This window comes from Streptomyces sp. NBC_01546 (assembly GCF_045208355.1).
Classification (GTDB): Bacteria; Actinomycetota; Actinomycetes; order Streptomycetales; family Streptomycetaceae; genus Streptomyces.
Genome location: NZ_CP109379.1, coordinates 1744526 through 1757315 on the forward strand (window position 1 = coordinate 1744526; position 12790 = coordinate 1757315).

Below are 12790 nucleotides of genomic sequence, written 5' to 3' on the forward strand. Positions count from 1 at the left end.
CGGAGTAAGCCCGGTGTTACTGGGACACGGGGCGGCGGCCGTTCTCCAGTTCCACGGCGCCCTCGCCCGACTGCAGGACCCGGTAGGCCTCTTCGGTGCGCAGGCCGAGCGATCCGTGGAGGTACTCGGTGAGTTCGGCGGGATCGACCAGCCGCCAGGAGATCAGTTCCTCCTCCTGGAGCTTGATGGAGGCGAGCTGCTCGGCGTCGAGCACCCCGCCGTCGTAGAGGTACGCGACCAGCGGCGGGCGGTCCGCGCCCAGGACCCAGTCCACGGCGAGCAGCCGGCCGAGCGGCACGTCGATGCCGATCTCCTCGGCGCTCTCGCGGCGGGCGGCGGTGCGCGGCGACTCGCCCTGGTCCGACTCGATGGTGCCGCCCGGCAGGACCCATCCCTCGCGGTAGTTGGGCTCGACGAGCAGGACCCTGCCCTCGGCGTCGCGGTAGAGGGCGGCCGCGCCGGCCAGCACCCGGGGCAGGCTCGCGATGTAGGTGGCGTAGTCATCCGTGGTGGTCACGTCGCCACCCTACCCAGGGCTGCCGGGCCCGTCCTCGCGGTCCCGGCCCCTGGACTCGGCGACACGCCGCAGCCGCGGGTGCACGGCCTGGCCCTGTTCGGTGATGGCGTCGCCGACCATGGCCCGGACGGCGTCGCGCATGCCGTGCAGCGCGTGGTGGCGGACGGGCCCGGCGCCGGGGTCCTCGCGGAGCTCCTTCACCAGGGCCCAGCAGAGCACCAGCATGACGAGGACGAAGGGCAGCGCGACCAGGATGGTGGCGGTCTGCAGGGACTTCAGGCCGCCCGCGACGAGCAGCACGGCGGCGACGGCGGCCATCAGTACGCCCCAGGTGACGACGAGCCAGGTCGGCGGGTGGAGCGAGCCGCGGCTGGTGAGCGAGCCCATGACCAGGGAGGCCGAGTCCGCGCTGGTGACGAAGTAGGTCATCACCAGGACCATGGCGACCCATGAGGTGACCGTGGCCAGCGGCAGCGCGTCCAGCATCGCGAAGAGCGAGGCCTCCGTCCCCTCCTTGAGCTTGGCCGCGAAGTCGACGGCGCCGGTGGAGTCCAGGCGGATGGCGGTGCCGCCCATCACGCAGAACCAGATGACGGTGGCCCCGCTGGGCACGAGGAGCACACCGATGAGGAACTCGCGGATGGTGCGGCCGCGCGAGATGCGGGCGATGAAGGTGCCGACGAACGGTGCCCAGGAGAGCCACCACGCCCAATAGAAGATCGTCCACGCGCCGAGCCAGGCGCTGTCGGTGAAGGCGCCGGTGCGGGTGGCCATGGGCACCAGCTCGCTCAGGTACCCGCCGATGCTGGAGGGGATCACGTCGAGGATGTAGACGGTGGGGCCGAGCACGAAGACGAAGAGCATCAGGGTGGCGGCGAGCACCAGGTTGATGGTGCTCAGCCACTTCACCCCCTTGTGCAGGCCGGAGAAGGCGGAGAGCACGAAGGCCGCCGAGAGCGAGCCGATGATGATCAGCTCGACGGTCGTGGAGTCCTCGACCCCGGTGGTGAGGTTCAGTCCCTTGGACACCTGGAGGGCGCCCAGCCCGAGGCTGGTGGCGGTGCCGAAGACGGTGGCGAAGACGGCGAGCAGGTCGATGGCCTTCCCGGCCCATCCGTCGGCGCGCTCCTGACCCATCAGGGGAACGAAGGCGGAGCTGAGGCGGTTGCCGCGGCCCTTGCGGAAGGTCGCGTAGGCGAGGGCGAGTCCGGCGATGCCGTAGATCGCCCAGGGGGTGAGGGTCCAGTGGAAGAAGGAGTACTCCATGGCCGCCAGGGCGGAGGCGCCCGAGGACGGGGCGGCGCCGGAGGCCGGGGGCGGGACCAGGTAGTGGGTGAGCGGCTCCCCCACCCCGTAGAACATGAGGCCGATCCCCATACCGGCGCTGAACATCATCGCGATCCACGCGAGGTTGGTGAACTCGGGCTCGGAGTCGTCGGCGCCGAGGCGGATCCGGCCGAAGCGGCTGATCGCGAGCACCACGCACATCACGAGGAAGACGTCGGCGGCGATCACGAAGAGCCAGGCGAAGTTGTTCAGCACCCAGGCGAGCGCGGTGCCCGACGCGGTGTCGAAGGAGCCCTTGGCGAGGGCCGCCCAGGCGACCACGGCCAGCACGGCGATCACGCCCACGGTGACGACGGTGAGGTCGGGGGTGCCGTCCGCCGGACCACCGGACCCGTCACCTGGGGTATCCGGACGTGGCTGTTCCAGTGAATCCGCACTCATGCGGCCACACTATGCAGGCTTATATGCCTATTTAGCCGCATGGCGCGCCGCGTGTGGCCCAGGCCACTCATGGGCATAGGAGGATCCTCCGGATAAGCTCATGGCGGCGCGACTGCACTGTTCGATAGCAAGGGAATAGCAAGGTGACGGACGGAGCAGTAACTGAGACCGCGCGCGTGCTCATCGCCGCGGACAAATTCAAGGGCTCGCTCACGGCCGTTCAGGTCGCGGAGCGGGTGACGGCGGGACTCCGCAAGGCCGTACCGGACGTGGAGATCGAGACCCTCCCCGTCGCGGACGGCGGCGACGGCACGGTCGCGGCCGCGGTGGCGGCCGGTTTCGAACGCCGGGAGGTACGGGTCACCGGGCCCCTCGGTGACCAGGTCACGGCCGCCTTCGCGCTGCGCGAGGGCACCGCGGTCGTCGAGATGGCGGAGGCCTCCGGGCTGCAGCTGCTGCCGGCGGGCACCTTCGCCGCGCTGACGGCCACCACGTACGGCTCGGGCGAGCTGCTGAAGGCCGCGCTGGACGCGGGCGCGCGCTCCATCGTCTTCGGCGTGGGCGGCAGCGCCACCACCGACGGCGGCGCCGGCATGCTGGCGGCGCTGGGCGCGGTGTTCCTGGATGCGAACGGCGAACCGGTCGGTCCGGGCGGCGGCGCGCTGGCCGAGCTGGCCTCGGCCGACCTGTCGGGGATCGACCCGCGCTTCGCGGACGTGGAGTTCGTCCTGGCGAGCGACGTGGACAACCCGCTGACGGGCCCGAAGGGCGCGCCGGCCGTCTACGGCCCGCAGAAGGGGGCTTCGCCCGAGGACGTGGCGACGCTCGACGCGGCGCTGGCGCACTTCGCGCAGGTCCTCGAGAAGTCGATCGGCGCGAAGGCGGCCGAGTGCGCGCTGCTCCCGGGTGCGGGCGGCGCGGGCGGCATCGGCTACGGGGCGCTGCTGCTCGGCGCCACGTTCCGGCCCGGCATCGAGCTGATGCTGGAGGTACTGGGCTTCGCGCCGGCGCTGGAGCGCGCCACGCTGGTCATCACCGGTGAGGGCTCGCTGGACGAGCAGACCCTGCACGGCAAGGCCCCGGCCGGTGTCGCGGCGGCGGCCCGGGCCGCGGGCAAGCCGGTCGTGGCGGTGTGCGGACGGCTGCTGCTGACCCAGGAGGCCCTGGAGGCGGCGGGCATCCGCAAGGCGTACCCGCTCTCGGACGTGGAGCCCGACCCGGCCAAGTCCATCCCGAACGCGGGCCCCCTGCTGGAGCAGGTCGCGGCCAACATCGCCGCCGAGGTGCTCTGACCGGATCAGCCCCGAGGCCCGGACCCCCGCTCGGGGGTCCGGGCCTCGGCCGTTCCCGGCTCGCGGCCCATCGGGCTCAGGGACTACGCGGCCAGCAGCTGGGCCGTGGTCACCACGCGGGCGAAGCTGCCGCCCTGGAGGTTGACGGCGGTGGCGGTGGCGAGCTCGTCGGCGGTCAGGGCCAGGCCTTCCGGGCCCGCGAGGTCGAAGGTGTGGGTGGCGTCGAGGGGTACGAGCACGTCGTAGCCCAGGTTCCCGGCCATCCGGGCCGTGGTCTCGACGCACATGTTGGTCTGGATGCCGGCCACCACCACCTGACCGATGCCCCGGGCGGTGAGCCAGTCGGCCAGGTCCGGGGTGCCGTAGAAGGCCGAGTTCACCGTCTTGGTGACCAGCAGGGCCTCGTACCGGCGCTGCTCGACCAGCTCCTTGAAGGCGTAACCGGGCTGGTCCGGGGCGAGGACGGAGCCGGCGACGCGCGAGGCGTGCTGCACCAGGACCACCGGACGCCCCGAGGCCTTCCAGGCGTCCATCAGCGCCGCGATGTTCTCCTCGGCGGCCGGGTTGTTGCGCGGCCCCCAGAAGGACGCGTCGTCGAAGCCCCTCTGCACGTCGATGACCAGCAGGGCACTGTCGGGAGCGATCTCGATCGCGGTCTGTGTCATGGCTCCATGCTGTCCGCCGGGGCACGGCGGGCACAGGGGCGTCAGTGCCGCCGATCGATGGGATCCTGCCAGCCTGGCAGGATGACACAATGGCCGCGTGCACCGCGTCGCGATCCTCGTCCAGCCCGGCATCCGCAGCTTCGACCTCGCCGTGATCACCGAGGTCTGGGGCCCCGACCGCAGCCGCAGCGGGGTGCCGTCCTTCGAGCTGCGGCGGTGCGCGGTGGAGCCCGGGCCGATCCCGCTGCCCGGCGGGCTGACCCTGACCCCCGACCGCGGCCTCGACGGGCTGGCCACGGCGGACCTGGTCGTCGTACCGGCGCTGGCCGAGCCGGACGATCCGACGCCCGAACCGGCCCTCGCCGCCCTGCGGGAGGCGCACGCCCGGGGGATCCCGGTCGCGGCACTGTGCGCCGGGGCGTTCATCCTCGCGGAGGCCGGGCTGCTGGAGGGCCGCCGGGCGGTGACCCACTGGTGGCTGGCTCCCCGGCTCGCCGCACGCCACCCCGGGGTGGCCGTCGAGGACACCCCGCTGTACGTGGAGGACGGCGGGGTGTGGACCTCGGCCGGGGTGGCCTCCGGGATCGACCTGTGCCTGCACCTCGTACGGGAGGCGCACGGCGCCGAGGCCGCCGCCGCCATCGCCCGGTCCATGGTGACGGGCCCCTTCCGCACCGGGGACAACGCCCAGTTCCTGGACCGGCCCGTACCGGCCGCCGACCGGACCGCCGAGACCCTGGCGGCCGTACGGGAGCGCGCCCTGCGCAGTCTGCACGAACCGCTGGACGTGGCCACCCTGGCCCGCTGGGCCGGAATGTCCCCGCGTTCCTTCGCCCGGCACTTCGCCGCGGCCACCGGGACCACACCCCACCGGTGGCTGCTGAGCCACCGGCTGGACGAAGCCCGCAAACTGCTGGAACGCACCGACCACCCCGTCCCGGAGGTGGCCCGGCGCGCCGGTTTCGCCAGCGAGGTCACCTTCCGCCAGCACTTCACGTCGTACGTCGGCCTCAGCCCCCGCGCGTACCGGGCGGCGGCCGCAGCCGCGCAGCCACCCCCAAACCCCCGGGACAGTGTTAGAAAGGGCTCATGACCGGACGTTTTGGTCGCCAGCCGACCGGATGGGGCCCGCGCCTGTTGGCGCGCCTGTCGCTGGGGGCCCGCGGCGTCGCCGGTCAGGTCTTCGCCCTCGAGGCGGTGATCGTGCTGCTGCTGATCACCGCGGCCTCGGTGGCCCTGGTCCTGCAGTCCCGGTACGACAGCGAGCGCGACGCGCGCAACCGCTCGCTGGCGGCCGCCGAGTCCTTCGCGCACGCCCCCGGTCTCCCCGCGGCGCTGCTGGAACCGAATCCGACGGTCGTGCTCCAGCCGCTGGCCGACGCCGCCCGCCGGGCCTCCGGCGTCGACTTCATCGCCGTGATGAGCACCGACGGGGTCCGGTACACCGACTCGCGGCCCGACCTGATCGGCAAGCGCGCCACGGGCGACCTCTCCCGCGCCGCGGCCGGACAGTCCTTCATCGAGACGTTCACCGGCGAGCCCAGCGACGCGGTCCGGGCCGTCGTGCCCGTACGGAACGCCGACGGCGCCGTGGTGGGCCTGGTCGGCACCGGCATAGAGGTGGAGAACGTGTCCGACGCGGTCGACGACCAGATCCCGCTCCTCGTCGGCTCCGCGGTGGGCGCCCTGCTGCTGGGCACGGGCGGTGCCTTCCTGGTGAGCCGCCGGCTGGGACGCCAGACCCACGGGCTGCGCGCCGACGAGATGTCCCGGATCAACGAGCACCACGAGGCCGTCCTGCACGCCGTCCGCGAGGGCGTGCTCATCATCGGGCTCGACCTCAAGCTGGTCCTGGCCAACGACGAGGCCCGCCGGCTCCTGAACCTGCCGCCCGACGCCGAGGGCCGGCACGTCGCCGACCTGGGCCTGGACCCGCGGACCACCGAACTGCTCACCTCGGGCCGGATCGCGACGGACGAGGTCCACCTGGCGGGCGACCGGCTGCTCGCGGTCAACGTCCGGCCCACCAAGCCCTACGGCGGCCAGTCCTCCGGCACCGTCATGACCCTGCGCGACTCCACCGAGCTCGCCGCGGTCTCCGGCCGGGCCGAGGTGGCCCGCGGACGGCTCCAGCTGCTCTACGACGCCGGTGTGCGGATCGGGACCACCCTGGACGTGGTGCGGACCGCGGAGGAGCTGTCGGAGGTCGCCGTCCCCCGCTTCGCGGACTTCGTCACCGTGGAGCTGCTGGAGCCGGTGCTGCGCGGTGACGAGCCCTCGTCGGCCTCCGGCGTGTACACCGAGATGCGGCGGGCGGCCATGAGCGGGGTCCGCACCGACCAGCCGCTCCAGCCGGTCGGCGACATCATCCGGTTCGTCGTGCCGACGGCTCCGATGGCTGCGGCCCTGGACGCCGGGCAGGCCGTGCTCGCGGCGGATCTGAACGCCGCCATGGGCTGGCGGGCCCAGGACGCCAAAGGCACCCGGGAGGCCCTGGGGTACGGGCTGCACTCCCTGATCAGCGTCCCCCTCCAGGCGCGCGGGGTGGTCCTCGGCATGGCCAACTTCTGGCGGGCCGCGGACACCCCTGAGGCCTTCGACGAGGAGGACCGTTCCTTCGCGATGGAGCTCGCGGCGCGCGCGGCCGTCTCGATCGACAACGCCCGCCGCTTCACCCGCGAGCACGCGACGGCCGTGGCGCTCCAGCGCAGCCTGCTCCCGCGGGTGCTGCCGGACCTGACCGCCGTGGACGTCGCCTTCCGCTACCTGCCGGCGAAGGCGGGGGTCGGCGGGGACTGGTTCGACGTGATCCCGCTGCCCGGCGCCCGGGTGGCACTGGTCGTCGGCGACGTCGTCGGCCACGGGGTGCACGCCGCGGCCACGATGGGCCGGCTGCGCACCGCCGTGCACAACTTCTCCACCCTGGACCTGCCGCCCGACGAGCTGCTCGGGCACCTGGACGAGCTGATCAACCGGATCGACCAGAACGACACCCTCGGCGGCGCGGCCGAGGGGGACGGATCCCTCACGGACACCGGGGACGAGCCCGCCGGAATCACGGGTGCCACCTGCCTGTACGCGGTCTACGACCCGGTCTCCGGGCGGTGCGTGGTGGCCAGCGCCGGGCACCCCGGGCCCGCCCTGCTCCGTCCCGGCGGGGAGGTGGAGTTCCCCGAACTGCCCGCCGGGCTGCCGCTCGGCGTCGGCGGCATGCCGTTCGAGGCGACCGAGTTCCGGCTGCCCGTGGGGAGCCGGCTCGTGCTGTTCACCGACGGCCTGGTGGAGGACCGCCACCGCGACTTCGACACCGGTCTGGCCCTGCTGCGGGAGTCCCTGTCCCTGCCCGGCCGCAGCCCCGACCAGGCCTGTTCGGACGTGCTGTCCACCCTGCTCTCCCCGGTGCCGAGCGACGACATCGCCCTGCTGATCGCCGACACCCGGCGGCTGGAGCCGGACCGCATCGCCGAGTGGGAGGTGCCCGGCGAGGCGTCGGCCGTCTCCCGCGTGCGCAACGCCGGCGCGGCGCAGCTCGCCGCCTGGGGCCTGGAGGACATCTCCTTCACCACCGAGCTGATCCTCAGCGAGCTGATCACCAATGCCATCCGCTACGGCTCCGCGCCCGTGCGGGTGCGCCTGCTGCGCGACCGCAGCCTGATCTGCGAGGTCTCCGACGGCAGCAGCACCTCCCCGCACCTGCGGTACGCGGCCACCACCGACGAGGGCGGGCGCGGACTGTTCCTCGTCGCGCAGTACGCCGACCGGTGGGGTGTCCGCTACACGGACCGGGGCAAGGTCATCTGGGCCGAGCTGCCGCTGACCGGGGGCGCGGAGCCGCCGGCTCCGGCGCCGCTGGACCTGGACGCGCTGGAGGACCTGGCCTGGTGACGGCCGGACCCGGCCCCGGCGGCGTCGTCACAGCGGGCGGGTCCGGGCCAGGAGCACCGCGACGTCGTCCTGCGGATCGCAGGGCAGCAGCTGCTCCAGGATCCCGTCGCAGAGCTCCTCGAGCGGAAGCCTGGCCCCTCCGAGCGTCCGTGCCAGCTGCGCCATGCCCTCGTCGAGGTCCCGGTCACGGGCCTCGATCAGGCCGTCGGTGTAGAGCACGAGCAGGCTCCCCGGGGGCAGGCCCACCTCTTCGGTGCGGAAGTCCTGCCCGCCGGTGCCGAGCGGGGTGCCGGGCGGGCCGTCCAGGAAGGTGATGGTCCCGTCGGCTCCGACCACGGCCGGCGGCGGGTGGCCGGCGCGGGCGATCACACAGCCGCCCGAGGCCGGGTCGTGGACGGCGTAGACGCAGGTGGCCATCTCGTCCTCGCCCAGGTCGGCCACCACGGCGTCGAGCGAGCGGAGCATCCGGTCCGGGGGCACGTCCAGGCGGGCGAGGGTCCGTACCGCCGTGCGCAGCTGGCCCATGACGGCCGCCGCGTGGATCCCGTGGCCCATGACGTCGCCGATGACCAGACCGGTCCGGCCGCCGGGCAGCTGGATGACGTCGAACCAGTCCCCGCCGACGTCGTGGTCGCTGGCGGGCAGGTAGCGCCCTGTCAGCTCGAGGCCGGTGACCTGCGGGAGCTCGCTGTTGGTGAGGCTGCGCTGGAGGGTGAGGGCGGCGTGCCGCTGGCGGGTGTACATCCGGGCGTTGTCGATGTTGAGTGCGGCGCGGGCCATCAGCTCGTCGACGAGTACCCGGTCCTCGTCGTCGAAGGGCTCGCGCTCGCGCAGCCGGGTCACCGCGACCGCGCCGAGCACCTGCCCGCGGGCGACCAGCGGGATCATCCGGGCGGAGCCCAGGGTGGCGAGGTAGGCGCGCAGGGCGTCGGCGCGCGGGTCGGTGATCAGCGCCGGGATGTCGGGCGTGAAGAGGTCCATCGGCCGGCCCTCGGCGATGATCCGTTCGTAGACGCTGCCCATGGGGATCTGGAAGGTCTGGCCCGCGTGGAGTTTCGCGGTGGGCGCGGCCGGGTCGGGGAAGGTGGCCGCCAGCCGGCGCATCACGCCGCGGGTGGAGGCCGCGGCCGTCGCGGCGTCGTCGGGGCCCAGGACCGATTCGAGCAGCTGTACGTCGGCCGAGTCCGCGAGCTGCGGTACCAGCAGGTCCACGATCTCCTGGGCGGTCTGCCGGAGGTCCAGGGTGGTGCCGATGCGGGTGCCGGCCTCCGCCAGCAGGGCGAACCGGTGCCGGGCCCGTTCGGCCTCGGCCTGGGCCCGCTGTCCGTCGGTGATGTCGATGAGGGAGGCGATCAGGCCCAGGGGCCGCCCGGAACCGTCGAGCAGCGGGGCGTAGGAGCAGGACCAGGTCCGGTCGTGCTCGGGGTCCGCGGCGGTGCGCCCGGTGCGGCGGACGTCGACCACGGCCGTGCCCCGTTCGAGGACCTGGCGCATGGTGGCCTCCAGCACCGTGGCATTGACCCCCGGCACCACCTCGGTGAGCCGTTTGCCCAGGTGCGCGGCGGCGGGGATGCCGTTCATCCGGGCCAGGGCGTCGTTGACGCGGAGGAAGCGCAGGTCGGTGCCGAGGGTGGCGAGGCCGATCGGCGACTGGGTGAAGAGGCTCTGGAGCGCGGCGAGCGAGTCCCGCATGTGGAGGACCTCGGAGGTCTCCACGGCGATGAGCATGGCGCCCGTACGGCCCTGCGGGTCGGCGGCGGGGACGATCCACATCTCCATCACGACGCGGTGGCCGTCGCGGTGGCGCACGGGCAGGGTGCCGACGACGGTCTCGCCCGCCTGGACGCGGCGGGTCAGGTCGTCGGCGAGCCCGCGGTTGGCCTCGGGGACGAGGACGGAGGCCCCGGGCCGGCCGAGGATGTCCTCGGGACGGTGTCCGAGCAGGTCCTGGGCGGCGAGCGACCACTCCACGATGCGGCCGTCCGCGTCCTCGCGCCACAGGGCGATGGGCAGCAGCTCGCGGAGTACGCCCGCGTACCCGACGGCTGCGGCCGGCGGGTCCGGCACTTCGCTCGTCGACTGGTAAGTGTCCACCGCACCGACCTCACCCCGGGGGGCCTGATTCCTACCGATTCACCCTATCCGAGGGCTACGGCTTCGGCTTCGGGTAGAGCCGGGAACGGAATTGATCCGGGTGCACCGCGACTCTTGACTCGGGCCAAATACGGAGGAAACTCATCAATACACCGGAAAACCGGAAAGAGCCGCACCTCCCTCCGGAGACGTCCAGAGGCCCGCGTGACCCTTGTCCAGGCTCTGGCCAGGCCCCCGGCAGGTCTTGCGATCCACGGGAGCCATCGGCGACGGCGGATGGCTCATGGAAGCGGCGAGACTGCCGGGGACTGTCTTGTCCTGCCGGTGTCTAGAGCGCGAGGCCTTCGAGGGGCCGGGGCGCGTGCGCCGTGTCCAGGACCGCGGCGACGGCCTGCGCGAGCCGCGGGATCCGGTGACCGGGGATCCCCGCGATGTTGATCCGGCCCGAGGTGGTGCCGTAGACCGCGTACCGCAGGCGCAGCTCGAGCATCTGGTCCGCGGTGAGCCGCAGCATCGAGAACATGCCCTTCTGCTGGGCGAGTGTCCGTGCCTGCGCTTCGTGGCCCAGGGCGCTCAGGTGGGTCGTCAGGTCGGTCCGGTTGGCCGTGATCCTGCCCCGCATGACCTCCAGTTCCGCCCGCCAGGCGGCCCGCAGCACGTCGTCCTCCAGGATCGTCGTCACGACGGCGGCGCCGTGCTCGGGCGGCATGGAGTACAGCGTGCGGGCCGCGTTCTGCAGGGCCGTCTCGGCGTGCCCCAGTGCCCGGGCGGACGCGCCGAGGACCATGGCGCAGCCGGTGCGGTCGCTGTAGAGCCCGAAGTTCTTCGAACAGCTGACGGCGATCAGCATCTCGGGCACGCGCGCGGCCAGGATGCGCGTGGGCAGCAGGTCGGCCTCCAGGCCGTCGCCGAGCCCGTGGTAGGCGAGATCGACGAACGGGACCCAGCCGTCCCGCACGGCGCGTTCGGCCAGCGCCTCCCACGCGTCCAGCGTGGGGTCGGCTCCCGTCGGGTTGTGGCAGCAGCCCTGGAGCAGGACGACGTCGTCCCGCCGCGCCGCGCTCAGTTCCCGCAGCACGCCCTCCGCGTCGAAGCCGCCTTCGGCGTCGCGCCAGCCGTACGTACGGACCTCGAGCCCGGCGGCCTCCAGGATGGGCCGGTGGTTGACGTAGGCCGGATCGCTGATCCACACCGTGGCACCCGGGCGGGTGCGGCGGATCAGGTCGGCCAGCAGCCGCAGCGCGCCGGAGCCGGCGACGGTCTGGACGGTGACGGCCCGGCCGGCCGGTGCCTCGGGCCCCAGGACCATCGTCTGCATCGCGCGGTTGAAGGCGGTGTTGCCGGAGAGCCCCCGGTACTCCTTGGACTCGGCGCGCTCCGCCAGCCGGATCTCCGCCTCGCGTACGGCCGTCATCACGGGGGTGCGGCCCGTGTGGTCGCGGTAGACGCCGAGGACGAGGTCAAGGCGTTCGGGCCGCTCGTCGGCGGCGAATTCGGCGGTCAGGTCCCACAGCGGGTCGGTGGGCGGCGGCGGGAGGAGCTCAAGCATGTGCGGGAACCTTGGGTCGTGGACGTCGGTTGGCGAGGAAGACGCCGGCGGTGATGAGGGGGACGCCGATGAGCACGGCGAGGCTCGGTGTCTCCCCGAGCAGGGGGATGGCCAGCAGGACGACGGCCACGGGGCTGAGGCTCCCGCCGACCGAACTGCGCTCGGCGCCGAGCCTGCGGATGGCCACGGCGTACAGCAGACCGGCGCACAGGCCGACGCCGAGCCCCTGCACGACGAGGAACAGGGCGATGTCGCCGCCCGCCGCGTGCGCGATGCCCGTCGGGAGCACGCCGGTCAGGACCAGGAGCCCGATGACCGCGAAGGAGGGCAGGCACAGCAGGCCGATCGATCCGACGGGGTCGAGGGCCACGTCCCGCAGGCCCACCGTGTACAGGGCCCACAGTCCGCTGGCCACCAGGAGCGTGCCGGCCCCCTCCAGGACGTCCGCGTCCACCGGGACGACGTAGCGCCAGACGAGGGCGGCCACGCCGACCGCGATCAGCGTCAGCCCGGCCGCCTGCGTTCCCCGGGGTGCGCCGTGCCCGCGGGCGGCCATCAGGGCCGAGACGAACAGCGGGACCATCCCGGGGACGATCGAGCCCACGAAGGCCGCCGAGGTCAGGGCGCCGCCGTGCATCGCCGCCAGGAAGAACGGCACCCCGGCACCGCAGACGATCTTCAGGGCGGGGCCCGGCCGGACCGCCGCGATGCTGTGGCGGCGCCGCCACAGCGCGGGGAGCAGGACGACGAGCGGGACGCCGAAGCGCAGCAGGGCGGCGTCGGCCGGCAGGAGGGTCGAGGTGCTCAGGGCCCGGGCGCTGAGCGCGAACGCGGCCCAGATCGACACGGTCACCAGGAGGGCCAGGACGCCCTCGGTCTGCGGGGAGAGCCTGCGCCGGCCGGGGTTTCCGGCCGGCGGGCCCGCCGTGTGGGGAGGCGCGGTCGCCCCGGTGATGTGCGTTGCGACCACGGACTTTGCTCCAGCCTGACTGAGACCGGACCGGTCTGGTCCGTTCCCGGGCAACGCTAGGGCTTCGGCCGGGGCAGCCGATTGCCAGTT

Annotated in this window: 9 protein-coding genes; 3 read left to right on the top strand and 6 right to left on the bottom strand. The window is 73.4% G+C overall.

Going from position 1 to position 12790, the window contains the following annotated elements:
- Positions 1-16 precede the first annotated feature (16 nt).
- Together OHA89_RS08330 and OHA89_RS08335 are read right to left on the bottom strand one after the other, a co-directional pair.
- The gene (locus OHA89_RS08330; protein WP_266613903.1) at positions 17-517 is read right to left on the bottom strand and encodes an NUDIX hydrolase; all 501 of its coding nucleotides are present in this window, start codon (positions 515-517) and stop codon (positions 17-19) included.
- Between the two features lie 9 nt (positions 518-526).
- Positions 527-2245: a BCCT family transporter gene (locus OHA89_RS08335; RefSeq protein WP_406365794.1), complete on the bottom strand. Its 1719-nt coding sequence runs from the start codon at positions 2243-2245 to the stop codon at positions 527-529.
- Positions 2246-2388: 143 nt separating this feature from the next.
- Here OHA89_RS08335 and OHA89_RS08340 point away from each other — a divergent pair, with 143 nt between their 5' ends.
- The gene (locus tag OHA89_RS08340) at positions 2389-3537 is read left to right on the top strand and encodes a glycerate kinase (RefSeq protein ID WP_215146724.1); all 1149 of its coding nucleotides are present in this window, start codon (positions 2389-2391) and stop codon (positions 3535-3537) included.
- 83 nt (positions 3538-3620) lie between these two features.
- Here OHA89_RS08340 and OHA89_RS08345 read toward each other — a convergent pair whose 3' ends face one another.
- On the bottom strand, positions 3621-4202 hold the full coding sequence (locus tag OHA89_RS08345) for a cysteine hydrolase family protein (RefSeq protein WP_406365795.1): 582 nt from the start codon (positions 4200-4202) through the stop codon (positions 3621-3623).
- 97 nt (positions 4203-4299) lie between these two features.
- Between OHA89_RS08345 and OHA89_RS08350 the strand changes: the two genes are divergently transcribed.
- Entirely contained in the window at positions 4300-5295 is a 996-nt protein-coding gene (locus tag OHA89_RS08350; protein ID WP_266613905.1) for a GlxA family transcriptional regulator, read from the top strand.
- Positions 5292-8087 carry a SpoIIE family protein phosphatase gene (locus OHA89_RS08355; RefSeq protein WP_266613906.1) on the top strand — a complete coding sequence of 932 codons (2796 nt, stop codon included), beginning with the start codon at positions 5292-5294 and terminating at the stop codon, positions 8085-8087. The genes OHA89_RS08350 and OHA89_RS08355 overlap by 4 nt, the downstream gene beginning before the upstream one ends.
- A 27-nt stretch (positions 8088-8114) precedes the next feature.
- On the opposite strand, the gene OHA89_RS08360 is transcribed toward OHA89_RS08355, so the two are convergent.
- The 3 genes from OHA89_RS08360 to OHA89_RS08370 form a co-directional block, all read right to left on the bottom strand.
- On the bottom strand, positions 8115-10181 hold the full coding sequence (locus tag OHA89_RS08360) for a SpoIIE family protein phosphatase (RefSeq protein WP_266613907.1): 2067 nt from the start codon (positions 10179-10181) through the stop codon (positions 8115-8117).
- Positions 10182-10509: 328 nt separating this feature from the next.
- Complete coding sequence (locus OHA89_RS08365; RefSeq protein WP_406365797.1) at positions 10510-11730, bottom strand: aromatic amino acid transaminase; 1221 nt, start codon at positions 11728-11730, stop codon at positions 10510-10512.
- Positions 11723-12700: a DMT family transporter gene (locus OHA89_RS08370; RefSeq protein WP_257553464.1), complete on the bottom strand. Its 978-nt coding sequence runs from the start codon at positions 12698-12700 to the stop codon at positions 11723-11725. The genes OHA89_RS08365 and OHA89_RS08370 overlap by 8 nt, the downstream gene beginning before the upstream one ends.
- Between the last annotated feature and the right edge of the window lie 90 nt (positions 12701-12790).

Coding starts and splice junctions, on each gene's coding strand:
- OHA89_RS08355 (WP_266613906.1), top strand. CDS start 5,292: ATGACCGGACGTTTTGGTCGCCAGCCGACCGGATGGGGCCCGCGCCTG.
- OHA89_RS08335 (WP_406365794.1), bottom strand. CDS start 2,245: ATGAGTGCGGATTCACTGGAACAGCCACGTCCGGATACCCCAGGTGAC.
- OHA89_RS08365 (WP_406365797.1), bottom strand. CDS start 11,730: ATGCTTGAGCTCCTCCCGCCGCCGCCCACCGACCCGCTGTGGGACCTG.
- OHA89_RS08345 (WP_406365795.1), bottom strand. CDS start 4,202: ATGACACAGACCGCGATCGAGATCGCTCCCGACAGTGCCCTGCTGGTC.